The following is a 24,696-nucleotide window of genomic DNA, read 5'->3' on the forward strand; positions in this document are numbered from 1 at the left end:
GTGTCGGGCACTCGCTCGCTGCCAGTCGTACAACTGCTAACAGGCCTACTGTTGTTGGCCTGGCCGTTTTTGATCTGGTTTGGCCTTGCGCATAACAGTCTGCACTGGTTGCTACCGTTGATGGCGCTACTCCTTTTTTTACGCTTTCGCCAGACCCGGCGACAGGCGGGGCCGTTGCGCGTCGTGACACAGGTCGTGGCGGTTGCAGGTATCACTTTGTGCATTGCCAGTTATCTGCTCAAAACGCATCAGCTGCTGCTGTTTTACCCGGTAGTGGTAAACGGCGTCATGCTGTCGGTATTTGGTGGATCTCTGTGGTCCGCGATGCCCATTGTTGAACGCCTGGCGCGGCTGCGCGACCCCAATCTGCCCGAGGCAGGCGTACGCTACACTCGCCGTGTGACACAAATCTGGTGCGCCTTTTTCATCATCAATGGCAGCGTTGCGCTCTTTACCGCACTGAATGGCGATATGACCCTGTGGACGACCTGGAACGGTATGGTTTCCTATCTGCTGATGGGAACATTGATGGCCGGCGAGTGGTTAGTTCGCCAACTGGTGATAAAACGAGATACCCAATGAAGCAGCCCCTCACACTTGCTCAATGGCTCTGTGACCCACGTCCGAACGACGTTCCTGTGGCGTGGCAGGAAGAGCATACCTGGACGCTTGGTCATCTGCGCCACGATGTGGCCCAGTTGATGACGTACCTGCAGCAGCAGGAAGGTGAGCGCTGGGCATTGTGCTTCGAAAACAGCTATTTATTTATCGTCGCGCTACTGGCCACGCTACATGCTGGCAAAACGCCAGTGATCCCAGGACATTGTCGCGTTTCGTTGTTAAACGAGCAGCATAGGCTGTTTGACGGGGTACTGAGCGATAAAGCGCTGGAGTGGCAGGGAACGCTGCGAGTGGTCAGTTCTGCCATGACCCCCGTGACCCACGACATCACGTTTCCGGCAATACGCAGCGACGCCTTTGTGGAGCTGTTCACTTCCGGTTCGACCGGCCAGCCGAAACGCGTGATCAAACCGATCGCTCGCCTGGACAGCGAAGCGGCATTGCTCGCGACGCGCTTTGCCGATCGTCTGGCAGGTTGCCGGGTGGTCGCGTCAGTGGTTCCGCAACATCTGTACGGTCTGACGTTTCGTATCTTCTTGCCGATGGCCTTAGGTCTGCCGCTGCACGCGGCAATGCTTTGGTATGCCGAACAACTGGCGGCATTGAGCCATGAGCATCGGTATGCGTTTATCAGCAGTCCGGCGTTTCTGAAACGCCTCGACCACCACCTGACACCGCCGCCAGTCGAACTGATTCTGTCTGCGGGCGGTATGCTACCCTGGCAGGACGTCACACAGGCTGCTGACTGGCTGAATGTCTGGCCCGATGAGATCTACGGCAGCACTGAAACCGGAATCCTTGCGTGGCGTTATCGCCATCAAGATGATGTGGCATGGCTGCCTTTCCCCGGCGTCAGATTTCAGCCAGAAAATGACGCGTTTCGCGTATTTTCACCGCTAATTGCCGCTGATGATGGCCTGTTGCTGGATGATATTCTGCAATTTACTGAAAACGGTCAGTTTCGCCTGATGGGCAGGCGTGGACGAGTCGTTAAGATTGAAGAGAAACGCATTTCACTCAGCGAAGTGGAGCAACGCTTGCTGGCGCTGGACGGTATCTGTGACGTCGCAGCATTGCCGGTCTCACGCGGGGGGCGCCAGGGCGTTGGCGTCCTGCTGGTACTGGATGACAAAGCCCATCAACGCTGGCTCGAGTGCGGAGGAAAACCGCAAGAACTGACCTGGCGCCGTTCGCTGTTGCCCTGGCTGGAACCGGTCGCCGTTCCCCGCTACTGGCGGGTGATTGATGAGATTCCGGTCAACAGTATGAACAAGCGTGTCTATGCGCAATTACAGGAGTTATTTCATGAAACCCCATGAAATCGAGCGCCATCAGGCACAGCCTCAACAGGCTGAGATTGTTTTACATCTCGACCCTTCGCTGTTTTGGTTCAGCGGGCATTTTGCCGTGCAGCCACTACTGCCAGGCGTTGCACAGCTGGATTGGGCGATGCATTACGCCACCACGTTGCTGGTCCCTGGCTGGCGTTTTCACAGTATTCAGAACGTGAAGTTCCAGTCACCGCTATTGCCCGAAACCACCGTCACCCTGAGTCTGAGCTGGCAGGAAGAACGTCAGATGCTCTCTTTTAGTTACCAGCGCCACGACGGTGACGCGCGCCATACCGCCAGCAGCGGGAAGATTCGGTTATGCCGCTGACATTTTCCCCGTGCGTGTTGATCCCCTGCTATAACCACGGTGCGATGATGTCGGGCGTATTGGATCGTCTTCAGCCGTTCAATCTCCCCTGCATTGTGGTGGACGATGGCAGCGACAAGACCACACGAGATGAACTGGCACGCCTGGCGGCAGAATACTGCAATCTGACGTTAATTCGCCTGCCGGTCAACGCAGGCAAAGGCGCGGCGGTGATTAGCGGAATACAGGCGGCAGCAGATGCCGGGTTCAGTCATGCCGTGCAGGTCGATGCCGACGGGCAGCATGCCATTGAAGATATTCCCAGGCTGCTTGCATTGGCAAAAGAACATCCGACAGCGCTAATTTCCGGGCAACCGATTTACGATGATTCTGTTCCTCGCTCGCGCCTGTACGGACGCTGGGTAACCCACATCTGGGTGTGGATAGAAACACTCTCGTTGCAGCTAAAAGACAGCATGTGCGGCTTCCGGGTGTATCCGGTGGCACCGACACTGCAACTGGCGCAGCGCGTGACGCTCGGCAAACGGATGGATTTTGATACCGAAGTGATGGTGCGCCTCTACTGGCAAGGCAACACCAGCTATTTTATCCCAACGCGAGTCACCTATCCGCAGGACGGGCTATCCCATTTCGACGCGCTCAAAGACAATCTGCGCATTTCATTAATGCACACTCGCCTGTTTTTTGGCATGTTGCCACGCATCCCCTCCCTGCTTTTTCGTCGTTCATCAACACACTGGGCGCAGCAGCAGGAAGTCAAAGGGCTGTGGGGAATGCGTCTGATGCTGCTGGTCTGGCGTTTACTGGGTCGCAAAGCCTTCTCCCTGCTACTGTATCCGGTAGTCGGCGTTTACTGGCTCACCGCATCAACTGCCCGAAAAGCCTCTCAGAGCTGGATTAGCCGCGTACGGGCGCAACTGATCACACGCCGGATGCCAGTACCGTCAAACCTGACCAGTTATCAGCACTTCCTGCGTTTTGGCGGTGCGATGCTGGATAAGATTGCCAGTTGGCGCGGTGAACTGCACGTCGGCCGCGATGTTGTTTTTGCACCAGGCGCAGAAGAGACGCTAAATATCAGCGACCCGCGAGGAAAACTGCTGCTGGCTTCGCATCTGGGCGACGTCGAAGCCTGTCGGGCACTGGCCCAGCTACAGGGCAGTAAAACAATCAATGCGTTGGTATTTAGCGATAACGCCCAACGCTTTAAACAAATCATGGAAGAGATGGCCCCGCAGGCTGGGTTAAACCTGCTTCCGGTGAACGATATCGGCCCGGATACCGCCATTCTGCTCAAAGAGAAACTGGATCGTGGCGAATGGATAGCCATCGTCGGCGATCGCATCGCAGTCAATACCCAACGAGGCGGCGAATGGCGTGTCTGCTGGAGCCGCTTTATGGGGCAAGTTGCGCCATTCCCACAGGGCCCGTTCATTCTTGCGTCTATTTTACACTGCCCGGTGGATCTGATTTTCGCCCTGCGCCAGCAGGAGAAGCTCCATATCCACTGCGAACCGTTTGCTGACCCGTTGCTCTTGCCACGCGCCACCCGACAACAGGCATTACAAAATACCGTCGATCGCTACGCCAAACGCCTTGAGCACTATGCACTTCAGTCGCCACTCGACTGGTTTAACTTTTTCGATTTCTGGCAACTGCCGGACACCAAAGACAAGGAGTAAAGGGTGCTTAACGATCCCCGCTTTACGGCTGAAGTCGAGCTGACTATTCCGTTTCACGACGTCGATATGATGGGTGTAGCGTGGCATGGCAACTACTTCCGCTATTTCGAGATTGCCCGTGAGGCACTGCTGAACCAATTCGATTACGGTTATCGGCAGATGAAAGAATCAGGCTATCTGTGGCCAGTGGTCGACACCCGGGTAAAGTATCGCAATGCCCTGACTTTCGAGCAGCGTATCCGTGTACGCGCCCAAATTAAAGAGTTCGAAAATCGCCTGCGTATCGGCTACGAAATTTTTGATGCTGAAACAGGGAAACGCGCCACAACAGGCTACACCATCCAGGTCGCCGTAGACGAAAAAAGCCGTGAACTGTGCTTTGTCAGCCCCGATATTCTGTTTGAACGGATGGGAGTGACACCATGAGATTATGGCCATTGCTCCTGCTGCTCGTCAGCCCTTTCGTCAGCGCTCTGACGCTCGATGCCCTGCAACAGCGTTTTACCGAACAACCGGTGGTTCGCGCCCACTTCGATCAAACCCGGACGATAAAGGATCTGCCGCAGCCGCTGCGATCTCAGGGCAAAATGTTGATCGCCCGCGACCAGGGTTTGTTATGGGACCAAACAGCTCCGTTCCCGATGCAGTTGCTACTGGACGACAAACGGATGGTTCAGGCGATTAACGGTCAACCACCGCAGACCATCACCGCGGAGAATAACCCGCAAATGTTCCAGTTTAATCATCTGCTACGGGCGCTATTCCAGGCAGATCGTAAGGTGCTGGAACAAAACTTCCGCGTGGCGTTTGCAGACTTAGGGGACGGTCGCTGGACGCTACGCCTGACACCAATCACCACACCGCTGGATAAGATTTTTGCGACGATTGATTTAGCCGGAAAGACCTACCTGGAGAGTATTCAGCTCAATGATAAGCAGGGCGATCGCACCGATATCGCGCTTTCCCAACACCAACTCACGCCAGCGCAACTGACCGATGACGAACGCCAACGCTTTGCCGCCCAGTAAACGCCCCACGCTGTTATGGGGAGCCGCCTGCCTGATTCTGCTGGGCATCTTGCTGGCGCTGCTACCTCAGGCCCGGCTTAACAGCAGCGTGCTGGCAATGTTGCCAAAACAGACACTGGGGGCCATCCCTCCGAGTCTGAACGAGGGTTTTATGCAGCGCCTTGACCGGCAATTGGTCTGGCTGGTGAGCCCCGGTAAACAACCGGACCCGATGGTGGCGCGCGACTGGCTGGCTCTACTGCAAAAATCTCACGCGCTGGCCGAGGTAAAAGGCCCGATGGATGCCAACAGCCAGCAGGCCTGGGGGGCTTTCTTCTGGCAACATCGTAACGGCCTGATAGATAAAGACACCCGCGCCCGTCTGCAAAACGGCGGCGAAGCGCAGGCTCAGTGGATTCTGTCCCAACTTTACTCTGCGTTCTCCGGCGTTAGCGGCAAAGAGCTACAAAACGATCCCCTCATGCTGATGCGCGGCTCGCAGTTGGCCATGGCTAAAAATGGGCAGCGTTTACGCCTGATGGACGGTTGGCTGGTCACTCAGGACGAGCAAGGCAACTACTGGTATCTGTTACATGGCGAGCTGACCGGCTCATCGTTTGATATGCAACAGACGCACCAATTGGTCACCACGCTGAATACGCTGGAAGGTGAGCTCAAAGCCCACTATCCGCAGGCGCAACTGCTGTCTCGCGGGACGCTTTTCTACAGCGATTACGCCAGCCAGCAGGCGAAACAGGATATCTCGACCCTCGGCATAGCGACCGTGATCGGGGTGCTCCTGCTCATCGTGGCCGTGTTTCGTTCGCTACGTCCGCTGCTGCTGTGCCTGATTTCAATTGGTATTGGCGCGCTGGCGGGAACCGTCGTCACGCTGCTGATTTTTGGCGAGCTCCATCTGATGACGCTGGTGATGAGTATGAGCATCATCGGTATTTCCGCCGACTATACGCTCTACTATTTGACCGAGCGGATGGTGCACGGTGCAGAAACATCGCCATGGCAAAGCCTTGCCAAAGTACGCAATGCCCTGCTCCTGGCACTACTGACCACCGTGGCAGCTTATCTGATTATGATGCTGGCCCCCTTCCCCGGTATTCGCCAGATGGCGGTATTCGCGGCGGTGGGTCTGAGTGCCTCGTGTTTGACCGTCATTTTCTGGCACCCATGGCTGTGTCATAAGTTGCCGGTGCGCCCGGTTCCGGCAATGGTACTCATGCTACGCTGGCTTGCTGCCTGGCGGCGGAATAAGAAATTATCCGTTGGCCTGCCGGTGGCTCTGGCGTTGTTCTCACTGGCAGGCATGGCGACGCTACGCGTAGACGATGATATCTCCCAGTTACAGGCGCTGCCGCAGGGCATTCTCGCTCAGGAAAAAGCGATTACCGCTCTGACCGGGCAAAGCGTCGACCAGAAGTGGTTTGTCGTGTACGGAAAATCCGCGCAACAAACGCTGGAGCGACTGGAAGCCTTTACTCCCGCGCTGGAAGAGGCAAAAAAAGACGGCTTACTCAGCGGATATCGCACCATTCCGTTAAATTCGCTCGCCCGGCAGCAGCAGGATCTCACCCTGTTAAAAGATGCCGCGCCCGCCGTCACACAGGCCTTAAACAGCGCCGGACTGGTAACGGTGAAACCCGATCTTAGCGCCATGCCGGTCACCGTCGATGCCTGGCTTGCCAGCCCGGCCAGTGAAGGTTGGCGCTTGCTGTGGCTGTCGCTGGCGGACGGCGAAAGCAGCGTACTGGTTCCCGTTGAAGGAGTGAAACAAAGTGATGCTTTAAACACACTCAGCACGAAATATTCCGGCGTTGCGTGGGTGGATCGTAAGAGCAGCTTTGACAATCTGTTTGCCCTTTATCGCCATATTCTGACTGGCTTGCTGTGTGTTGCACTGACGGTAATTGCCTGTGGTGCCATGATTCGACTTGGCTGGCGTAAGGGCTTAATTAGCCTGGTACCCTCAGTGTTATCTTTAGGTTGTGGTCTGGCGGTACTGGCCCTGAGTGGTCATGCACTCAACTTGTTCTCGCTGCTGGCATTGGTGCTGGTACTGGGGATTGGCATTAACTACACGCTGTTTTTCAGTAATCCACGCGGTACGCCACTGACGTCGCTACTGGCTATCACGCTGGCGATGATGACCACGCTCCTGACGCTCGGCATGCTGGTCTTTAGCGCCACTCAGGCAATCAGCAGTTTTGGCATTGTGTTAGTGAGCGGTATTTTCACTGCATTTATGCTGTCACCGCTGGCGATGCCAACGAAAAGAGAGAAGAAAAAACGATGAGTAAACCGATATTTCGTTGGTTGAGTGGGCTTTTGCCGGATGGCGGCATTGCCGGCCAACCTCAGCACATCAATGGTAGGCCGGATAAGCGCAGCGCCATCCGGCGGGGCCTGCTCGTCGCCACGTTGCTGCTGGCCGGATGCGGCCACTCGCAGCCAGAACAGAAAGGCCGCCCGCAAGCCTGGTTAGAGCCGGGCGCACGTGTGACGCTACCTGCTCCGGGAATTTCTCCCGCAGTGAATTCACAACAGCTGCTGACCGGAAGTTTTAACGGCAAAACTCAGTCGCTGTTGGTCATGCTTAATGCTGATGATAAGAAAATCACACTGGCCGGGTTGTCATCAGTTGGCATTCGCCTGTTCCTCGTGACGTACGATGAAAAAGGATTGCACACCGAACAATCGATCATCGTTCCGCAACTGCCGCCTGCCAGTCAGGTGCTGGCTGACGTGATGCTCAGCCATTGGCCAATTAGCGCCTGGCAACCGCAATTACCTCAAGGCTGGACGCTTGTCGATACGGGTGATACACGTGAACTGCGCAATAGCCGCGGCAAACTGGTCACGGAAATCACGTATCTGAATCGAAAAGGAAAACGCGAACCGATCAGCATTGAGCAGCACGTTTTTAAATACCACATCACCATTCAATACCTGGGTGACTGAGATGATCTACATTTCTGCCGTTGGCATGATTAACGCGTTGGGCAATAACACCGATGAAATCGCAGCCAACCTCACACGTGGCATAGCGCCGGGAATGCGCCCGCGCGCGAACTGGCTGCAAGGACATCCACCCGCCGTATTAGCAGGCGTAGACGGTGAGCTGCCCGCGATCCCTCAGCAATTTAGCGCACATCGTTCGCGCAATAACCAGCTACTGCTGGCAGCACTGGCACAAATCCAGCCACAGGTGGACGACGCTATCGCCCGGTTTGGCCGCGATCGTATTGCTGTCGTTCTCGGTACCAGCACCTCCGGTCTGGATGAAGGTGACGTTCACGTTGATCTGATGCTCAACGACAAAGAGAGCACCGACTGGCGCTACCCGCAGCAGGAACTGGGCGATCCGTCGCGTTTTCTTAGCCACTGGCTGGCGCTGGATGGCCCGGCCTTTACGCTCTCAACCGCCTGCTCGTCCAGTGCACGGGCTATCATGAGCGGGCGTCGCTTAATCGAATCTGGTCTGGTGGATATTGCCATTGTCGGCGGTGCCGATACGCTAAGTCGGATGCCCATCAACGGTTTCCACAGTCTGGAATCGCTCTCCCCAACGCGATGTCAGCCGTTTGGCCGCGACCGCAATGGGATCACTATCGGCGAAGGTGCCGCATTGATGGTATTAACCCGCGAGCCACAGCCCATTGCGCTCCTGGGCGTCGGCGAATCCAGCGATGCGTACCATATTTCGGCTCCCCACCCGCAGGGAGAAGGTGCCATTCGCGCTATAGGCCAGGCGCTTAACGACGCAGGAATGACACCGGAACACGTGGGCTATATCAATCTGCACGGAACGGCCACTCCGCTAAATGATCAGATTGAGTCCAGCGTCGTGAGCACACTATTTGGCGACACGGTCCCATGCAGTTCGACCAAACACCTGACCGGGCACACGCTGGGCGCTGCAGGGATCACCGAAGCAGCGATCAGTATGCTGATTCTGCAACGCAACCTGCCGCTGCCACCGCAGGATTTTAGCCAGTCGCCGCGCGATGAAACATTGCCACCCTGCGGCATCATTGCACAGCCGCAGCCGCTGACTCGTCCGGTAATCTTATCTAACTCGTTCGCCTTCGGCGGTAATAATGCCAGCATCCTGCTCGGGAGAATCTCATGAGCCACTATTTATCTCCGGGCGATTATTTACCGCATGATGCGCCGATGCTGCTCCTTGAAGAGGTCGTCAGTGTGGCGGACGAAACCGCCACCTGCCACGTGACGGTATCAGCAAACAGCGTACTGGCCCCTTTCCTCGACCCTGATGGCAATCTGCCCGGCTGGTTCGCACTGGAATTAATGGCGCAGACCATTGGTGTCTGGTCTGGCTGGCACCGCCAGCAACACGGTCAGGCGAGTATTGCGTTAGGTATGGTGCTGGGCGCACGCGAGTTAGTCTGTGCTGCGGGTGTTCTGCCTGCCGGGAAGATGCTGAGCATTCATGTCAAATTGCTGATGCAGGATGCACGATTCGGTAGCTTTGAATGCGTCATTCAGGCAGACAACAAGACGCTGGCAACCGGTCGCGTCAACACCTTCCAGCCGACAGCAGAAGAAATTAACACGCTATTTCAACAAGGAGCGTCCACATGAGTCGTTCAGTTTTAGTTACGGGTGCCAGCAAAGGTATCGGTCGCGCCATCGCCAGACAACTGGCGGCAGACGGCTTTGTGGTCGGCGTGCACTATCATCGCGATGCGCAAGGTGCACAAGACACGCTGGAGGCTATCCTCGCCGCTGGCGGCGCAGGGCGTCTGTTGACGTTTGACGTTGCCAATCGCGAGCAGTGCCGTGAAGTACTGGAGCACGATATTGAGATTAACGGCGCATGGTACGGCATTGTCAGCAACGCCGGGGTGACGCGTGATGCCGCCTTCCCTGCGCTCAGCGATAACGACTGGGATGCGGTGATCCACACCAACCTCGACAGCTTTTACAACGTCATTCATCCGTGCATTATGCCAATGATTAGTGCACGCCAGGGGGGACGTATCATCACACTGTCTTCGGTTTCCGGCGTGATGGGCAACCGCGGTCAGGTTAATTACAGTGCAGCAAAAGCCGGTATTATTGGCGCCACCAAAGCGCTGGCCATCGAACTGGCAAAACGCAAAATTACCGTAAACTGCATTGCACCGGGACTGATTGATACCGGGATGATCGAGATGGAAGAAGCTGCATTGAAAGAAGCGATGTCGATGATCCCCATGAAACGGATAGGTCAGGCTGAAGAAGTGGCCGGGCTTGCCAGTTATTTAATGTCGGATGTGGCGGGCTATGTCACTCGCCAGGTGATTTCCATCAATGGAGGGATGTTATGACACGTCGCGTCGTGATTACAGGCATGGGCGGCGTCACCGCCTTTGGGGAAAACTGGCAGGATGTCTCCGCCAGGCTATTGGCGTATGAAAATGCGGTACGCAAAATGCCGGAGTGGCAGGTTTATGACGGACTGCACACGCTGTTGGGCGCGCCAATCGACAACTTCACGCTGCCGGAACACTATACCCGCAAACGCATTCGCGCCATGGGCCGCGTGTCGCTGATGTCCACTCGCGCATCAGAACTGGCGTTAGAACAAGCCGGACTGATTGGCGATCGGGTACTGACCAACGGTGAAACCGGAATAGCATACGGTTCCTCCACAGGCAGCACCGGGCCAGTGAGTGAGTTTGCGACCATGCTGACCGAGAAGCATACCAATAACATCACCGGCACGACCTACGTGCAAATGATGCCGCACACCACTGCCGTTAACACTGGATTGTTTTTCGGCCTGCGTGGGCGAGTCATCCCGACCTCCAGCGCCTGCACCTCCGGTAGCCAGGCAATTGGTTACGCATGGGAAGCCATCCGACACGGTTATCAAACGGTGATGGTTGCCGGCGGTGCAGAAGAACTGTGCCCTTCTGAAGCCGCCGTATTTGATACGCTGTTCGCCACCAGCCAACGCAACGACGAACCGAAAACCACCCCCTCCCCATTTGATGAAAAACGCGATGGTCTGGTCATCGGGGAAGGTGCAGGTACGCTGGTGCTGGAAGAGTTGGAACACGCCAAAGCACGCGGAGCAACGATTTACGGTGAAATCGTCGGCTTTGCCACTAACTGCGATGCTGCCCATATCACCCAGCCACAGCGTGAGACAATGCAGATTTGCATGGAAAAATCGCTGAGCATGGCCGGTATTAGCGCCCGGGATATCGGCTATATTTCAGCGCACGGTACCGCAACCGATCGTGGCGATATTGCAGAAAGTCAGGCGACTGCCGCAATTTATGGTGATAATGTGCCGCTATCCTCGCTTAAAAGCTATTTTGGGCATACCCTTGGCGCTTGTGGCGCACTGGAGGCCTGGATGAGTCTGCAAATGATGCGTGAAGGCTGGTTTGCGCCTACGCTGAATTTGAGTCAGCCAGATGCCAATTGTGGCGCGCTGGATTACATTATGGGTGAAGCCCGCAAGATTGATTGCGAGTTTTTGCAGAGCAATAACTTTGCGTTTGGCGGCATCAATACTTCTATCATCATCAAACGTTGGCCGTGATATGTACCGGATCGTTCTGGGGAAAGTTTCTGATTTAAGCACCGGCGTACTGCCTCATGCTCTCTATGAGCAGGCACCGCAGGGTGCTCGCCGCGCACGCTGGCTGGCGGGCCGCGTGCTGCTTTCCCATGCCCTTTCGCCATTGCCTGATATCGTCTACGGTGAGCAAGGAAAACCGGCCTTTTCAGCCGACACGCCGCTGTGGTTCAATCTTAGCCACAGCGGTGATGACATTGCTCTGCTGCTTAGCGACGAAGGGGAAGTGGGCTGTGATATTGAAGTCGTGCGCCCGCGCGAAAACTGGAAGACGCTGGCGAATACGGTGTTCAGTCTTGGGGAACATGCCGAAATCGAAGCAGAACATCCGGACCACCAACTGGCGACTTTCTGGCGCATCTGGACGCGCAAAGAAGCCATCGTTAAGCAGCGTGGCGGCAGTGCCTGGCAAATTGTCAGCGTCGATAGCACTACGCTGACAACCTCGCTCTCTGTCAGCCAGTGCCAGCTCGAAACACTGAGTCTGGCCGTGTGCACGCCAACGCCATTTACCCTGACAGCCGACGCCGTGCAGAGGCTGTAACTCCCGCATTCCCTGTGCGCCGAGGCGCGACATGAAAGGTTAACTGCAGATGCAACGAGTCACCATTACTCTCGATGACGATTTACTGGAAACGTTGGACAGCCTGAGCCAGCGCCGTGGTTACAACAACCGTTCTGAAGCGATTCGCGATATTTTGCGTGGAGCGCTGGCGCAGGAAACGACCCAGGAGCATGGCACTCAGGGCTTCGCGGTACTCTCGTATGTTTATGAACATGAGAAGCGTGATTTGGCCAGCCGCATTGTGTCGACGCAGCACCATCACCATGATTTGTCGGTCGCTACGCTACACGTTCACATCAACCATGACGACTGCCTGGAAATCGCCGTTCTGAAAGGTGATATGGGCGATGTTCAGCATTTTGCCGATGATGTGATTTCCCAGCGCGGCGTACGTCATGGTCATTTGCAGTGCCTGCCGAAAGAAGAGTGAGCCCTGCAATGATGTTTACGCCATGGTACCAATCGTCTTTCTGAAACGCAGCAAGGCTATCAGGAAGAACGCGCTGCCGATCGCCAGTAACGTCAGGAACTGTGGCCAGACAATATCCAACCCGGCGCCGCGATAGAGTATCGCTTGCGCGAGACTGACAAAGTGGGTGGTCGGCATGGTTAGCATGATGTCCTGCACGGCCTGCGGCATACTTTCACGCGGCGTAGAGCCCCCTGAGAGCATCTGTAACGGCAACAGCACCAGAATCATCAGCAATCCCAGTTGCGGCATCGACCGTGCCAGTGTCCCCATAAAAATACCGATCGACGTCGTCGCAAACAGGCTCAGCGCCACACCCAGCATAAATAGTGGTATCGAGCCTTCAATCGGCACGCCGAGTACCCCTTTCACCATCAACATCAGCGACAACCCGGAAACAACCAGCACCACCAGCCCCATCGACCAGATTTTTGCCATCATGATTTCAAACGGTGTCACCGGCATCACCAGCAGGTGCTCTATCGTCCCGTGCTCACGTTCGCGGATCAGCGCCGACCCGGTGAGCACAATCGCCAGCATGGTAATGTTGTTGATAATTGCCATCACCGCCCCGAAGCGGGCAGGCTCCAGATTAGGGTTAAAGCGCATGCGCATTTCCAGTGCCACCGGCGGTTCAGTGTTGTCACGGTAACGCGCCACAAAGCTGTTTACTTCGCCACTGATGATATTCTGGATATAACTGTTGCCAGTAAACGCCTGACTCATTCGCGTGGCGTCCACGTTAACCTGAATATCCGGCTGTCGTCCTGCCAGCACATCGCGCTGAAAATCAGGTGGAATATTCACAGCAAAGGTATAGCGCCCGGCATCCAGACCGGCATCCATTTCATCGGCAGTGATCATCTCCGGCGGTAAAAACCACGGGCGATAAAAGCTGTTCACAATTCGGTTCGACAGCTGCGACTGGTCCATATCGGCGATAGCAATCGGCGCAAGATGCAGCGAACCCGGCAGGACGGTGGCGGAAGAGTAAACTGATACCGTGAAAGCGAAAACAATCAGCGTCAGCATCGCTTTGTCGCCCAGCAGGCTGCGCAACTCTTTGATACCAAGATTATAAATATTGCGTAATCGGCGCATCATCCCTCCTGTTTTTTCAGCAGTAATACGCTCAGACCGATCACCACCGGAATGGCGATTGCCAACGGGATAAACAGCTGCCACAGATCCATCAGATCCAACGCTTTAGAGAACGTTCCACGCGCAATGGTCAGAAAATGACTGGTCGGGTAAATTTCACCAATCCAGCGGCCCGGCCCTTCCAGCGAAGCCACCGGGTCGATCATCCCAGAAAACTGCGTTGCCGGGATCAGCGTGATAATCGCGGTACCAAAAATGGCGGCGATCTGGCTTTTCATAAACGTGGAGATTAACAGCCCCAGTCCGGTAGCAATGGTGACGTACAGCAGCGCGGCCAGCGTCAGGGTTAAAAAACTCCCCTTATGCGGCACGCCGAACACAAACACCGACAACGCGCACAGCAGCAGGAAGTTAAGCATCCCCAGCACGATGTACGGCAACTGTTTGCCGAGTAAAAACTCACTACGGGTGGTAGGAGTAACGTACAGGTTGATAATCGATCCCAGTTCTTTTTCGCGCACCACGCTGAGTGCGCTGAGCATGGAAGGGATCATCATCAACAGCAGCGGGATCACCGCCGGAACAATCGCCGGCAGGCTCTTCACATCCGGGTTATAGCGATAACGCGTTTCAATGGTCATCAGCCCGTTTTGCCCGCTGGCGTTGGGTTGACGCGCCATCACATCCTGCAGCCAGGTCTGGTGCATTGCCTGTACGTAACCCCTTACCGTTTCGGCCCGGCTCGGCATCGCGCCATCAACCCAGACGCCAATCTTAACCGGCGTTCCGCGCGCGATATCGCGGCCAAAGTTGGGTGGGATTTCTATTGCCACCGCCACTTCGCCCGAGCGCATACGCTTGTCCAGCTCGTCATAGCTGGTGAGCGGCGGCTGCTCGATAAAATAGCGCGATCCCGCCAGATTCAGCGTCCACGCCTGGCTGCTGACGGTCTGGTCACGGTCGAGTACGGAGAAACGCAAGTTTTCCACATCCATGCTGATGCCGTAACCCATGATCAGCATCAGGATCACCGTACCCATCAGCGCCAGCGTTGAACGCACCGGGTCGCGCCGCAGCTCCAGCGCTTCACGCCGGCTGTAGCTGAACAAGCGCCGCAGGCTAAAACCCTGGCGTGGCGGCTGACTGTGTTCATGCACCACCGGGGCAGCCGCTTGCGAAAGCGTCGTTTCCGGTGCCGGGCCCGCTGCTTCCTGTAGCCAGGAGATAAACGCCTCTTCCAGGTTGGCTGCGCCACGCTGCTTCACCAGTTCCTGCGGCGTACCGCTGGCGAGCACTTTTCCGGCGTGCATCAGCGACATACGGTCGCAGCGCTCCGCCTCATTCATAAAGTGGGTAGAAATAAAAATGGTCACTTTATCCTGGCGCGACAGATCGACCATCAGTTGCCAGAACATATCTCTCGCCACCGGATCAACACCGGAAGTCGGTTCGTCGAGAATCAACATTTCCGGGCGATGAATCACCGCCACGGCCAGCGACAGGCGCTGACGAATCCCCAGCGGTAAGGCACCAGGCAGCACATCGTCAACATCGGTCAGCGAAAAGCGTTCGCTCATCTCTTGCACGCGCCCGGGGATTTCCGCTTCGGGGATATGGAACAGCCGTGCATGAAGCTCAAGGTTTTGCCGCACGGTCAGCTCGCTGTAAAGCGAAAACGCCTGCGACATATAGCCCACCCGACGGCGGGTATCGATATTCTTCGGGTCAACCGCTTGCCCAAACAACCACGCCTCACCTTCGCTTGCGGGCAGCAGCCCGGTGAGCATCTTCATGGTGGTGGATTTACCGCAGCCGTTGGAGCCGAGAAAACCGAAGATCTCCCCGCGGGGAATGCGAAAGTTAACGTGGTCAACAGCGACGAACTTGCCGAAGCGCATGGTCAGATCTTTCGCCTCAATGGCGACCTCTTCCTGCTCAGCGTGATACGGCGGGATCACCACCGGTTTATGCGCCTGACGCTGGGCTTCGGGTAACAGCGCGATAAACGCCTGCTCCAGCGTATCGCTGGTGGTTTGTTCGCGTAGCTGCTGCGCGCTGCCGGTGGCCAATACCTCACCCGCGTTCATCGCCACCAGCCAGTCGAAGCGCTCGGCTTCTTCCATGTACGCGGTGGCGACCAGCACGCTCATATTGGTCTGACGCTGGCGAATGCTGTTAATCAGATCCCAGAACTGGGCACGTGACAGCGGGTCTACCCCCGTGGTGGGTTCATCAAGAATGAGCAATTCCGGGTCGTGGATCAACGCACAGCACAGCCCCAGTTTTTGTTTCATCCCGCCCGAGAGTTTCCCGGCAGGGCGGTCGCGAAACGGCGCCAGCCCGGTGCTGTTCAGCAGTTCGGTAATCCGTGCTTCACGCTCCGCTTTGTCATGGCCAAACAACCGTGCAAAGAAATCGACGTTCTCATACACCGACAGGGTGTGGTACAGGTTTTTACCCAGCCCTTGCGGCATCCAGGCAATACGCGGGCAGACATCACGACGATGCTTCGGGTCACGCATGTCGCCACCCAGCACCATCACGTTACCCTGTTCAATCACCCGCGCACCGGAAATAAGCGACAGCAGGCTCGATTTTCCGACGCCATCCGGCCCAATCAGCCCCACCATACAGCGGGCGGGGATATCCAGCGTGATATTGTTCAGCGCGACCGTTGTCCCGTAATGCTGACTCACGCCGTCAAGGTGCGCCACGGGAGGAACGGGAACCAGCGCCAGATGCGTCATTGCGGCAACCTCACCACCAGGGAGTCAGGCCAGGCGCGACGTTCATCCAGACGCACCCAGGCCATGCCCGGCAGGCCGGTTTTCACGTACTCCAGGTGCTGCTGTAACAGCTCCGGCGGGATACGCGCTTTCACGCGGAACATCAGTTTTAGCCGCTCATCACTGGTTTCAACCGTTTTCGGCGTAAACTGCGCGACGCTGGCGACAAAGCTGATGGTTGCCGGAATACGCAGATCCGGCGCGGCATCCAGCACCAGTCGCGCTTCACCGCCAATCTTCAGCAGGCCAGCCTGTTCGGTCGGCAAGAAGAACGTCATATAGACATCGCTGAGATCGACCATATTCAGCACGCGCCCGCCTGCTGACAGCACCTCGCCCGGTTCAGCCACGCGGTACTGCACGCGCCCGTCGCGCGGGGCTTTAAGCTCGCTATCATCGATATCTGCTGCAATGCGTCGTTCGGTAGCCTGTGCAGCTTCGACCCGGGTTTGTGCCTGGATAATACTGGTGCGGGCGGCTTCAATCGCAGCTTTCGCGGCAGAGACCTGTGCTTTTGCCGATTCCAGCGCAGCACGCGCGCTTTCAGCAGCGGCCCTGTCGTCATCCAGTTGTTGCTCAGACACCGCACCACGCTGGGACAGTGAACGGGAGCGCAGGTGGCGTTTAGAGACCGACTGCAGCTCTGCTTCACGCTGTTTGACTACCGACTGCGCGGCCCGCATTTCACTTTGCCGTTGTTCCAGCAGCGCCCGTGCCGCCGCCACCGCACTTTCCGCTTCTTTGATTTGCGCGACCGCTTCCAGTCGCTGCTCGTGCAGCACGCGGGTATCCATTTTCGCCAGCACCTCGCCCTGACGGACAAACTGCCCTTCCGACACGAGGATCGTATCAATACGTCCGGCAATTTTGGTGGCGATATCCACTTCAGTGGCTTCAATTCTGCCGTTGCTGGCTGCAAACCCTTCAGGTATCCCCGCAGGACGTAGCATCCACCATGCTATCGCGGCCACCACCACCAGGATGCCCGCTCCCCACCACACCAAATGACGCTTAAACTTATCCATATTCGACCCGCCGTAATCCCTGTTATCAAACGATGCGTGTCACAAAACCCACTGAACAGCTATTCAGTGAGAGATTCCATCCGGGATGAGAAGGAATGAAAAACGATGGCCAAAGAGCGGACAGGCGTTAAGGCAACGCTTACCGCGAAGGAAGTGAATGACGAAAATGCTGTGAAATCGGGTAGTAATGTTGTCATCATCAGCGTTCCTGGCCGGAAATGAAACACGCATACTCATAACTGCTATCTATTGAATACTAACACCTGGATTCGATATGTCTATTCGGTTGTTCTCGCGATGTCATCGACCAAAACAGTGTCCGGCAATCCGCTCGCCGGACACCTATAGTGCTTAAAAAGCTTGCTGATAAAGTCGCAACGCATCGCCTTCAGTAAGCGTCACAGGATTGTTATCCAGTAAACGGGTCTGTTGCATGGCATCCTGAGCCAATATCGCCAGTGTTTCAGCAGGTATATCGACATCGCGCCACCTTTTCAGTGCACCAGATTCAGCAATAATGCGTACCATCGCAGCAATAAATATCGCGGCTGAATAATCTCCCCAGCTCGGGATGCTCCCGCCCACTCGACGATAATTTCCGGTACAGTTGAAAACGTAAAATCCTTCATGACATTGTTCATTGATGTACTCCTGGTAGTAAAAATGGCCAGCGTTTAACTACGCGGTGCATCGGCATGAGTGAGAAAGCTTTTCACCTCTTTACGCTCAAGCAACGGATTGATAATCCCAACGCCAATACGTTGAAAATGCTACGTTTGTCGATGAAGCTCGAGGCCCTCAGGACAACGATAGGTTTCAACAATAACGAAGCGGTCGTCGTCTTCTGTCGAGCGGAAAAACGTATAGGTGATGTTTTCAGGTTCGTTACGCGTCGCCTCTGCCAGCAGTCTGAGCACATCATTGACCTTGTCCCCCGTTCCCTGACGAGAAAAGTAATGTGCAATAACAAAAAGTTGTGAATTCTCCATAGCCGGGCTCCCGGAAGCCTGATGCCACTATCGGCGGCAACACATTTCGGTCAGCCTGTACGACGCTATTGCAATATCCACCCAAAATAGGTGTTGAATACGAAGTTCGCTTTTATCCTAAATTTCACCGTTAACAACAAAAACCTTAAAATTCATAAATATATACCCACTCACATTTGAACATGATTATTTAAAGCGCTAATTTTTCGTTATGTTGATCACATTCACATCAAAATAATGGTGATCTTAAAATAGGTTTTAAATATTGTGGTCAGGCCGCTAGACCACAATAAGAGGATATATCATGAAAAGAAAAACAATGGGATGGCTTATCGTTTTTCTTCTTTTTATAGTTTACATGCTTAACTATATGGATCGTTCAGCATTGTCGATCACCGCTCCACTCATCGAAAAGGAATTAGGATTCAATGCTGCTGAGATGGGTATGATATTCAGCGCATTCTTTGTTGGTTATGCACTATTTAACTTTATCGGTGGCTGGGCCAGTGACCGATTTGGCCCCAAAACAGTATTTCTGGTCGCCGCATTACTCTGGTCAGTATTTTGTGGGATGACCAGTCTGGTTACTGGCTTATGGACTATGCTGGCTGTTCGCGTATTATTCGGCATGGCTGAAGGGCCGGTCAGTGCTGCAGGTAACAAAATTATCAACAACTGGATTTCGCGTAAAGAATCTGCCACTGCTATCGGTATTTTCAGCGCTGGATCGCCGTTGGGTGGCGCAATTTCCGGTCCGGTAGTTGGCCTGCTGGCTCTTTCATTAGGCTGGCGTCCGGCATTCGGTATTATTTTCCTGTTTGGTTTAGCCTGGGTATTACTTTGGTATTTCATTGCCAGTGATAAACCCTCAAAAAGTAAACACCTTGCCCCGGAAGAACGGGTCGATTTTGAAAACCATGATGACATCATTTTAGCGGATGACGGTAAAGCGATGCCTTCTCTCGGCTACTACATGAAGCAGCCGATGGTGTGGGCAACGACGCTGGCCTTCTTCAGCTATAACTACATACTCTTTTTCTTCCTGACCTGGTTCCCAAGCTATCTGAACCACTCGCTACATCTTGATATTAAAGAAATCAGTATTGCAACCGTGATTCCTTGGGTGATTGGTGCAATCGGCATGGTATTGGGTGGCGTATGCTCTGACTTTATCTATCGGGTAACGGGCAATGCCCTGCTTTCTCGCCGTCTCATTCTCGGTGTTTGCCTGGCTGGAGCGGCAATCTGTGTGGCGGTTTCTGGAACGGTTACCACTATCGGCAGTGCCGTTGGACTGATGTCAGTCTCGTTATTCCTGCTGTATTTGACTGGTCCTATTTATTGGGCAGTTATTCAGGATGTCGTGCACAAAGATAAAGTGGGTAGCGTCGGTGGCGCCATGCATGGGCTGGCAAATATATCCGGAATTATTGGCCCTCTGGTCACCGGATTTATTGTTCAGTTCAGCGGTAAATATGATTACGCATTCTATCTGGCTGGTGCTATTGCGATTGTTTCCAGCTGTCTGGTATTCGTATTTGTCAAAAATAAAGGATTAAAAACAAATGAAAGTCAAAGCTGTCTACATCAATAAACCTGGTGAAATTGAAACCCGTTGGGTTGATTATCCAGAAAAGAAAGATAATGAAGTATTAATAAAAGTTGATGCTGCTGGAATATGTGGCTCTGATATAGGTGCATTTCGCGGCACTAATCCCCTGGTGACCTATCCACGTATTATTGGACATGAAGTCACTGGTATTGTTATTAAACAAGGCAATGGCATGCCAGAAAATATTAAGGAAGGTGACCGCGTTATTGTTGATCCTTATATTTATTGTGGTCATTGCTATCCCTGCTCAGTGGGGAGAACAAATTGCTGTGAAAACCTGAAGGTCATTGGCGTACATATTGATGGTGCGATGCAGGAGGTGGTTGCTCACCCCGCGCATTTGATTCACAAAATCCCGGATGACGTCGCCACTGAGATGGCTCCGTTGGCTGAACCACTGACGATCGCACTGCATGCGCTACATCGCGCCAAACTGACGGCCGGGGAGCATATCGCCATTATTGGAGCCGGTGCGATTGGTCTGATGGCAGCATTGAGCGCATTGCGCTACGGTGCGACGCCAATTCTGATCGATATCGTGGACGAACGACTTCAGTACGCAAAATCGCTGGGTGTGCCTTACGTCATCAATCCGTCGAACACCCAGGTTGTTGAGGCGATAAAAGATATCACGCAAGGGACGATGGCGCAGGTTGTCGTCGAAGCATCTGGTGCCAACAGTGCAATTCGCGAAACGCTGGATCTTGCTTCGTTTGCGGGTCGTATTGCTTTCACCGGCTGGCCAAAACAGGAGACATCGTTACCCACTAACCTGATCACGTTTAAAGAGTTGGATCTGCGCGGATCACGTACCAGTGCTGGCGAATTCGAAGAAGCGTTACAGATGCTGGCTACGCTGAACATTAATCCTGCGGATGTCGTCAGCAAGGTGGTGAATATTGATGATGTGCCTGACGCCGTGAAGGAACTCGATCAATACCCGGAACGCTATCTGAAGATCAATGCGACCTTTCATTAATTTTTCCAGGAGATAAAGCGATGGAACAAACCTGGCGTTGGTATGGCCCGAACGATCCCGTGTCGTTGTCCGATGTTCGTCAAGCCGGTGCAACGGGTGTGGTCACTGCGCTGCACCATATTCCAAACGGTGAAGTCTGGTCCGTAGAAGAAATTCTCAAACGCAAAACGATCGTGGAAAAAGCCGGTCTGGTCTGGTCGGTCGTGGAAAGCGTGCCGATCCATGAAGACATCAAGACCCACACGGGCCAGTACGATCTGTGGATCAAGAATTACCAGCAGACGCTGCGCAATCTCGCCCAATGCGGCATCTTTACCGTGTGCTACAACTTTATGCCGGTTCTGGACTGGACCCGTACCGACCTGGAGTATGTGCTACCGGACGGTTCAAAGGCTCTGCGCTTTGACCAGATTGAGTTTGCCGCCTTTGAACTGCATATCCTCAAGCGTCCCGGTGCGGAAGCGGACTACAGCGCGGAGGAAATTGCACAGGCTCACCAGCGTTTTGCGAAGATGAGCGAAGAGGACAAAGCCCGGCTGACGCGAAATATCATTGCAGGTCTGCCTGGTGCCGAGGAAGGCTATACGCTGGACCAATTCCGTCGCCACCTTGCAACCTATAAAGATATCGACAAAACGGCCTTACGGGAAAATTTCGCCAGGTTCCTGAAAGCCATTATCCCGGTAGCGGAAGAAGTGGGTGTACGCATGGCGGTTCATCCGGACGATCCACCGCGCCCAATTCTGGGCCTGCCGCGCATCGTTTCTACTGTAGAAGATATGCAGTGGATGGTGGATACCGTAAACAGTAGCGCCAACGGTTTTACGATGTGTACAGGATCTTACGGCGTACGCGCAGACAACGATCTGGTGGATATGATCAAACAGTTCGGCCCGCGGATTTACTTTACGCACCTGCGTTCCACTCAACGCGAAGAGAATCCCAAAACCTTCCATGAGGCGGCGCATCTTTCCGGGGATGTCGATATGTACAGCGTCGTGAAAGCGATAGTCGAAGAAGAACAGCGACGTAAAGCTGAAGGCAATGCCTCACTCATCCCCATGCGACCAGACCATGGTCATCAAATGCTTGATGATCTGAAAAAGAAAACCAATCCAGGGTATTCCGCTATTGGTCGCCTTAAAGGCCTGGCTGAAGTACGCGGCGTTGAACTGGCTATCCAGCGCGCCTTCTTCAATCAGTAACCACATTGCCGCATGGTATCCCCGCCATGCGGTTTTTCACTTTCAGTCAGGACCGGTCTTTGATAGCGCATTATCAAAGAAGATCATCAATGACAGGAGTTTGTCATGGACAAGAATCTCGCCACCGCCCAGGTTTCCACCCCACGCCCGCGCTGGGATCGTTCACGCCTCGTTTCGCGTATCGTACATCTTGGTTGCGGTGCTTTTCACCGCGCTCATCAGGCACTCTATACACATCATTTGCTGGAGAGCAGTGACAGCGACTGGGGTATCTGTGAGGTCAACCTGATGCCTGGAAATGATGCCACACTGATTCAAAACCTGAAGGCGCAGGATCTGCTGTACACCGTTGCCGAGCGCGGAGCACAAACTACAGAGCTTAAAATTATTGGCTCGATGAAAGAAGCGCTGCATCCTGAATTTGACGGCTGTGAAGCCATTATCCACGCAATGGCACGTCCAGAAACTGCCATCGTTTCGCTGACCATCACCGAAAAAGGATATTGCACAGATGCCGCCAGCGGCGAGCTGGATCTGAATCATCCGTTTATCCAGCACGACATGGCTCACCCACAGTCCCCCAAATCAGCAATTGGTTATATCGTCGAAGCCCTCGCACTACGCCGCCAGCAGGGATTGAAGGCTTTTACTGTGCTGTCCTGCGACAACGTGCGAGAAAATGGCCACGTCGCAAAAACCGCTGTTCTGGGTTTAGCCGCCGGGCGCGATCCGCATCTGGCTGAGTGGATTGCCGAACAGGCAACGTTCCCATGCACGATGGTAGACCGCATCGTTCCGGCAGCAACAGAAGAGACGTTAGCGCAAATCGCTGAACAGCTTGGGGTAGATGATCCCTGTGCCATTGCCTGTGAGCCGTTCCGTCAGTGGGTGATTGAAGATAACTTTGTAAATGGACGCCCGGACTGGGATCGCGTGGGCGCACAGTTTGTAGCAGATGTGGTGCCATTTGAGATGATGAAGTTACGCATGCTCAACGGCAGCCACTCTTTCCTGGCCTACCTTGGTTATCTGGGCGGTTATGAAACGATTGCCGATACGATGACCAACCCGGCGTATCGCAACGCTGCGCTGGCTTTGATGCTCAATGAACAAGCGCCGACGCTGTCGATGCCGGAAGGAACAGACCTTGCGGGTTATGCAGAGCTGCTGATCGCACGCTTTACTAATCCATCACTGAAGCACCGAACCTGGCAAATTGCGATGGATGGCAGCCAGAAATTACCGCAACGCTTGCTGGACCCCATTCGATTCCATCTGAAAAAAGGCGAAGACGCTCGCCATCTGACGTTGGGAGTCGCCGGTTGGATGCGCTACATCAGCGGTGTGGATGAACAAGGTCATCCGATTGAGGTGATAGATCCGCTGTCAGCACAGTATCAGGCTATTTATCAACAGTATCCATCAATAGAAGAACGTGTCCGGGCGCTGTTAGCAATTGACACTATCTTTGGGCGAGACCTTTGCGATAACGCAGACTTTATCGAACGCGTAACCGCTGCCTGTCAGCAATTGCACAGCGTAGGCGCACGTGCAGCGGTAGCCGCGCTAAGCCAATAGCGTGGTGTTATTAAAGACCCACGATCTGTCTGACATAGGCCAGGTGTTCCAGCGATTTTTGGTAAGCACCGTCAGCATCAGCCTGGCGGATCGCATCCACAATCGCTTTATGCTGTGTATTCATGCTGGTTAATACATCCCGATTGCCGGAACGTTTGTCCAGTCCGGCATACGGGATGTTAACGCGCTGTTCCCACAGCATTCGCGACATATCAAGCAGTACACGGTTCTGGCTGGCTTCTGAAACTGTTAGATGGAATTGCTTATCGAGGGAATAAAAACCATGCACATTGTTTTCGCTAATGGCCTTTTCCATGCTGAGATGCAGTGTTTCAAGCTGGCTAATTAGATCCTCTTTCCCGGCCTGCGCAGCAAGACGCGCACAATGGCTGTCGACCAACTCACGCGAATAGAGGATTTCTTCAATCGTATAATCACTGGTGGAATGCTTTTTATCAGCAACAATCACACCATTACCTGACTGGATGGTGATCCATCCGGAAATCTCCAGCACAATCAGCGCTTCTCTGAGCGATGCGCGACTTACACCGAGTTGCTTTGCCAGCTCACGTTCGGGTGGTAAGAAGCTTCCCGGCGGAAAAATACTATCATTGATGAGCTTAATGATGAGATTGGCTATCTTTTGATAGAGCCGCTCCTGTTTTACCTCAGGAATAACCATGTGTCTCCCGTTCTCTTATCTGTGCGATTTTTAACTGATTTATCATATCATTCCTGGAGTTAAGAAACGCACGTCAGAGTCAGTTCATGTATCACACATCACTATGATATTTTTTCTTATCGTGTGCAG

At 54.3% G+C, this 24,696-nt stretch carries 24 protein-coding genes; 18 read left to right on the forward strand and 6 right to left on the reverse strand.

The features are described from left to right. From OGX95_RS14175 to nikR, 14 genes are read left to right on the forward strand one after another with little or no spacing between them, the layout of a single operon-like run. Positions 1-582, forward strand: coding sequence for a COG4648 family protein (locus OGX95_RS14175; protein ID WP_040231686.1), 582 nt, complete (start codon positions 1-3; stop codon positions 580-582). Continuing rightward, entirely contained in the window at positions 579-1,940 is a 1,362-nt protein-coding gene (locus tag OGX95_RS14180; RefSeq protein WP_286629885.1) for an AMP-binding protein, read from the forward strand. The genes OGX95_RS14175 and OGX95_RS14180 overlap by 4 nt, the downstream gene beginning before the upstream one ends. After that, positions 1,927-2,280, forward strand: a complete 354-nt coding sequence (locus OGX95_RS14185; RefSeq protein WP_286629886.1) for an ApeI family dehydratase — start codon at positions 1,927-1,929, stop codon at positions 2,278-2,280. Before OGX95_RS14180 ends, OGX95_RS14185 begins: the two co-directional genes overlap by 14 nt. Next, positions 2,271-3,962 (forward strand): glycosyltransferase family 2 protein, encoded by a 1,692-nt coding sequence (locus OGX95_RS14190; RefSeq protein ID WP_286629887.1) that lies wholly within the window; start codon positions 2,271-2,273, stop codon positions 3,960-3,962. Before OGX95_RS14185 ends, OGX95_RS14190 begins: the two co-directional genes overlap by 10 nt. A 3-nt stretch (positions 3,963-3,965) precedes the next feature. Continuing rightward, on the forward strand, positions 3,966-4,388 hold the full coding sequence (locus OGX95_RS14195) for an acyl-CoA thioesterase (protein ID WP_045448568.1): 423 nt from the start codon (positions 3,966-3,968) through the stop codon (positions 4,386-4,388). Next, positions 4,385-4,990 carry a LolA family protein gene (locus OGX95_RS14200; RefSeq protein WP_286629888.1) on the forward strand — a complete coding sequence of 202 codons (606 nt, stop codon included), beginning with the start codon at positions 4,385-4,387 and terminating at the stop codon, positions 4,988-4,990. Before OGX95_RS14195 ends, OGX95_RS14200 begins: the two co-directional genes overlap by 4 nt. Next, a complete protein-coding gene (locus tag OGX95_RS14205) occupies positions 4,959-7,277 on the forward strand; it encodes an MMPL family transporter (protein WP_286629889.1) in 2,319 nt (772 codons plus the stop codon). The genes OGX95_RS14200 and OGX95_RS14205 overlap by 32 nt, the downstream gene beginning before the upstream one ends. Further along, positions 7,274-7,942 carry a DUF3261 domain-containing protein gene (locus OGX95_RS14210; RefSeq protein ID WP_286629890.1) on the forward strand — a complete coding sequence of 223 codons (669 nt, stop codon included), beginning with the start codon at positions 7,274-7,276 and terminating at the stop codon, positions 7,940-7,942. The genes OGX95_RS14205 and OGX95_RS14210 overlap by 4 nt, the downstream gene beginning before the upstream one ends. A 1-nt stretch (position 7,943) precedes the next feature. After that, positions 7,944-9,113 carry a beta-ketoacyl-[acyl-carrier-protein] synthase family protein gene (locus OGX95_RS14215; RefSeq protein ID WP_286629892.1) on the forward strand — a complete coding sequence of 390 codons (1,170 nt, stop codon included), beginning with the start codon at positions 7,944-7,946 and terminating at the stop codon, positions 9,111-9,113. After that, positions 9,110-9,586, forward strand: a complete 477-nt coding sequence (locus tag OGX95_RS14220; protein WP_286629894.1) for a hotdog family protein — start codon at positions 9,110-9,112, stop codon at positions 9,584-9,586. The genes OGX95_RS14215 and OGX95_RS14220 overlap by 4 nt, the downstream gene beginning before the upstream one ends. Continuing rightward, the gene (locus OGX95_RS14225; RefSeq protein WP_286629895.1) at positions 9,583-10,314 is read left to right on the forward strand and encodes a 3-ketoacyl-ACP reductase FabG2; all 732 of its coding nucleotides are present in this window, start codon (positions 9,583-9,585) and stop codon (positions 10,312-10,314) included. The genes OGX95_RS14220 and OGX95_RS14225 overlap by 4 nt, the downstream gene beginning before the upstream one ends. Next, positions 10,311-11,540: a beta-ketoacyl-ACP synthase gene (locus OGX95_RS14230; RefSeq protein ID WP_048213607.1), complete on the forward strand. Its 1,230-nt coding sequence runs from the start codon at positions 10,311-10,313 to the stop codon at positions 11,538-11,540. Before OGX95_RS14225 ends, OGX95_RS14230 begins: the two co-directional genes overlap by 4 nt. 1 nt (position 11,541) lies before the next feature. Then, the gene (gene acpT / locus OGX95_RS14235) at positions 11,542-12,120 is read left to right on the forward strand and encodes a 4'-phosphopantetheinyl transferase AcpT (protein ID WP_286629897.1); all 579 of its coding nucleotides are present in this window, start codon (positions 11,542-11,544) and stop codon (positions 12,118-12,120) included. Between the two features lie 49 nt (positions 12,121-12,169). After that, positions 12,170-12,571: a nickel-responsive transcriptional regulator NikR gene (nikR, locus tag OGX95_RS14240; RefSeq protein ID WP_005121550.1), complete on the forward strand. Its 402-nt coding sequence runs from the start codon at positions 12,170-12,172 to the stop codon at positions 12,569-12,571. 15 nt (positions 12,572-12,586) lie between these two features. On the opposite strand, the gene OGX95_RS14245 is transcribed toward nikR, so the two are convergent. From OGX95_RS14245 to OGX95_RS14265, 5 genes are all read right to left on the reverse strand, one after another. After that, positions 12,587-13,711 (reverse strand): ABC transporter permease, encoded by a 1,125-nt coding sequence (locus tag OGX95_RS14245; protein WP_286630081.1) that lies wholly within the window; start codon positions 13,709-13,711, stop codon positions 12,587-12,589. After that, positions 13,711-16,458 (reverse strand): ribosome-associated ATPase/putative transporter RbbA, encoded by a 2,748-nt coding sequence (gene rbbA, locus OGX95_RS14250; RefSeq protein WP_286629898.1) that lies wholly within the window; start codon positions 16,456-16,458, stop codon positions 13,711-13,713. The genes OGX95_RS14245 and rbbA overlap by 1 nt, the downstream gene beginning before the upstream one ends. Further along, positions 16,455-17,522, reverse strand: coding sequence for an HlyD family secretion protein (locus OGX95_RS14255; protein ID WP_286629899.1), 1,068 nt, complete (start codon positions 17,520-17,522; stop codon positions 16,455-16,457). Before OGX95_RS14255 ends, rbbA begins: the two co-directional genes overlap by 4 nt. A gap of 351 nt (positions 17,523-17,873) precedes the next feature. Continuing rightward, positions 17,874-18,107 (reverse strand): hypothetical protein, encoded by a 234-nt coding sequence (locus tag OGX95_RS14260; protein ID WP_286629901.1) that lies wholly within the window; start codon positions 18,105-18,107, stop codon positions 17,874-17,876. Between the two features lie 185 nt (positions 18,108-18,292). Beyond that, complete coding sequence (locus OGX95_RS14265) at positions 18,293-18,511, reverse strand: putative quinol monooxygenase (RefSeq protein ID WP_286629902.1); 219 nt, start codon at positions 18,509-18,511, stop codon at positions 18,293-18,295. 304 nt (positions 18,512-18,815) lie between these two features. On the opposite strand from OGX95_RS14265, the gene OGX95_RS14270 reads away from it, so the two are divergent. From OGX95_RS14270 to OGX95_RS14285, 4 genes are all read left to right on the forward strand, one after another. Continuing rightward, positions 18,816-20,105: an MFS transporter gene (locus OGX95_RS14270; RefSeq protein WP_048213619.1), complete on the forward strand. Its 1,290-nt coding sequence runs from the start codon at positions 18,816-18,818 to the stop codon at positions 20,103-20,105. Then, positions 20,077-21,102 (forward strand): zinc-binding dehydrogenase, encoded by a 1,026-nt coding sequence (locus OGX95_RS14275; protein ID WP_286629903.1) that lies wholly within the window; start codon positions 20,077-20,079, stop codon positions 21,100-21,102. The genes OGX95_RS14270 and OGX95_RS14275 overlap by 29 nt, the downstream gene beginning before the upstream one ends. A 20-nt stretch (positions 21,103-21,122) precedes the next feature. Beyond that, on the forward strand, positions 21,123-22,307 hold the full coding sequence (gene uxuA, locus OGX95_RS14280; RefSeq protein ID WP_286629904.1) for a mannonate dehydratase: 1,185 nt from the start codon (positions 21,123-21,125) through the stop codon (positions 22,305-22,307). Between the two features lie 105 nt (positions 22,308-22,412). Next, positions 22,413-23,885 carry a fructuronate reductase gene (locus OGX95_RS14285; protein ID WP_286629905.1) on the forward strand — a complete coding sequence of 491 codons (1,473 nt, stop codon included), beginning with the start codon at positions 22,413-22,415 and terminating at the stop codon, positions 23,883-23,885. 10 nt (positions 23,886-23,895) lie between these two features. Here the strand turns inward: OGX95_RS14285 and OGX95_RS14290 are convergent, their stop codons facing one another. Continuing rightward, positions 23,896-24,567, reverse strand: a complete 672-nt coding sequence (locus OGX95_RS14290) for a FadR/GntR family transcriptional regulator (RefSeq protein WP_286629906.1) — start codon at positions 24,565-24,567, stop codon at positions 23,896-23,898. Positions 24,568-24,696 lie beyond the last annotated feature (129 nt).

The sequence above is a fragment of the Citrobacter sp. Cu233 genome (genome assembly GCF_030332225.1).
Classification (GTDB): domain Bacteria; phylum Pseudomonadota; class Gammaproteobacteria; order Enterobacterales; family Enterobacteriaceae; genus Citrobacter.

Excerpts from the sequence above, each read along its gene's own strand:
- OGX95_RS14290 (WP_286629906.1), bottom strand. The coding sequence starts at position 24,567 with ATGGTTATTCCTGAGGTAAAACAGGAGCGGCTCTATCAAAAGATAGCC.
- OGX95_RS14180 (WP_286629885.1), top strand. The coding sequence starts at position 579 with ATGAAGCAGCCCCTCACACTTGCTCAATGGCTCTGTGACCCACGTCCG.
- OGX95_RS14275 (WP_286629903.1), top strand. The coding sequence starts at position 20,077 with ATGAAAGTCAAAGCTGTCTACATCAATAAACCTGGTGAAATTGAAACC.
- OGX95_RS14265 (WP_286629902.1), bottom strand. The coding sequence starts at position 18,511 with ATGGAGAATTCACAACTTTTTGTTATTGCACATTACTTTTCTCGTCAG.
- OGX95_RS14190 (WP_286629887.1), top strand. The coding sequence starts at position 2,271 with ATGCCGCTGACATTTTCCCCGTGCGTGTTGATCCCCTGCTATAACCAC.
- OGX95_RS14270 (WP_048213619.1), top strand. The coding sequence starts at position 18,816 with ATGAAAAGAAAAACAATGGGATGGCTTATCGTTTTTCTTCTTTTTATA.
- OGX95_RS14225 (WP_286629895.1), top strand. The coding sequence starts at position 9,583 with ATGAGTCGTTCAGTTTTAGTTACGGGTGCCAGCAAAGGTATCGGTCGC.
- acpT (WP_286629897.1), top strand. The coding sequence starts at position 11,542 with ATGTACCGGATCGTTCTGGGGAAAGTTTCTGATTTAAGCACCGGCGTA.
- OGX95_RS14220 (WP_286629894.1), top strand. The coding sequence starts at position 9,110 with ATGAGCCACTATTTATCTCCGGGCGATTATTTACCGCATGATGCGCCG.
- OGX95_RS14210 (WP_286629890.1), top strand. The coding sequence starts at position 7,274 with ATGAGTAAACCGATATTTCGTTGGTTGAGTGGGCTTTTGCCGGATGGC.
- uxuA (WP_286629904.1), top strand. The coding sequence starts at position 21,123 with ATGGAACAAACCTGGCGTTGGTATGGCCCGAACGATCCCGTGTCGTTG.
- OGX95_RS14285 (WP_286629905.1), top strand. The coding sequence starts at position 22,413 with ATGGACAAGAATCTCGCCACCGCCCAGGTTTCCACCCCACGCCCGCGC.
- nikR (WP_005121550.1), top strand. The coding sequence starts at position 12,170 with ATGCAACGAGTCACCATTACTCTCGATGACGATTTACTGGAAACGTTG.
- OGX95_RS14200 (WP_286629888.1), top strand. The coding sequence starts at position 4,385 with ATGAGATTATGGCCATTGCTCCTGCTGCTCGTCAGCCCTTTCGTCAGC.
- OGX95_RS14215 (WP_286629892.1), top strand. The coding sequence starts at position 7,944 with ATGATCTACATTTCTGCCGTTGGCATGATTAACGCGTTGGGCAATAAC.
- OGX95_RS14255 (WP_286629899.1), bottom strand. The coding sequence starts at position 17,522 with ATGGATAAGTTTAAGCGTCATTTGGTGTGGTGGGGAGCGGGCATCCTG.
- OGX95_RS14185 (WP_286629886.1), top strand. The coding sequence starts at position 1,927 with ATGAAACCCCATGAAATCGAGCGCCATCAGGCACAGCCTCAACAGGCT.
- rbbA (WP_286629898.1), bottom strand. The coding sequence starts at position 16,458 with ATGACGCATCTGGCGCTGGTTCCCGTTCCTCCCGTGGCGCACCTTGAC.
- OGX95_RS14205 (WP_286629889.1), top strand. The coding sequence starts at position 4,959 with ATGACGAACGCCAACGCTTTGCCGCCCAGTAAACGCCCCACGCTGTTA.
- OGX95_RS14230 (WP_048213607.1), top strand. The coding sequence starts at position 10,311 with ATGACACGTCGCGTCGTGATTACAGGCATGGGCGGCGTCACCGCCTTT.
- OGX95_RS14245 (WP_286630081.1), bottom strand. The coding sequence starts at position 13,711 with ATGCGCCGATTACGCAATATTTATAATCTTGGTATCAAAGAGTTGCGC.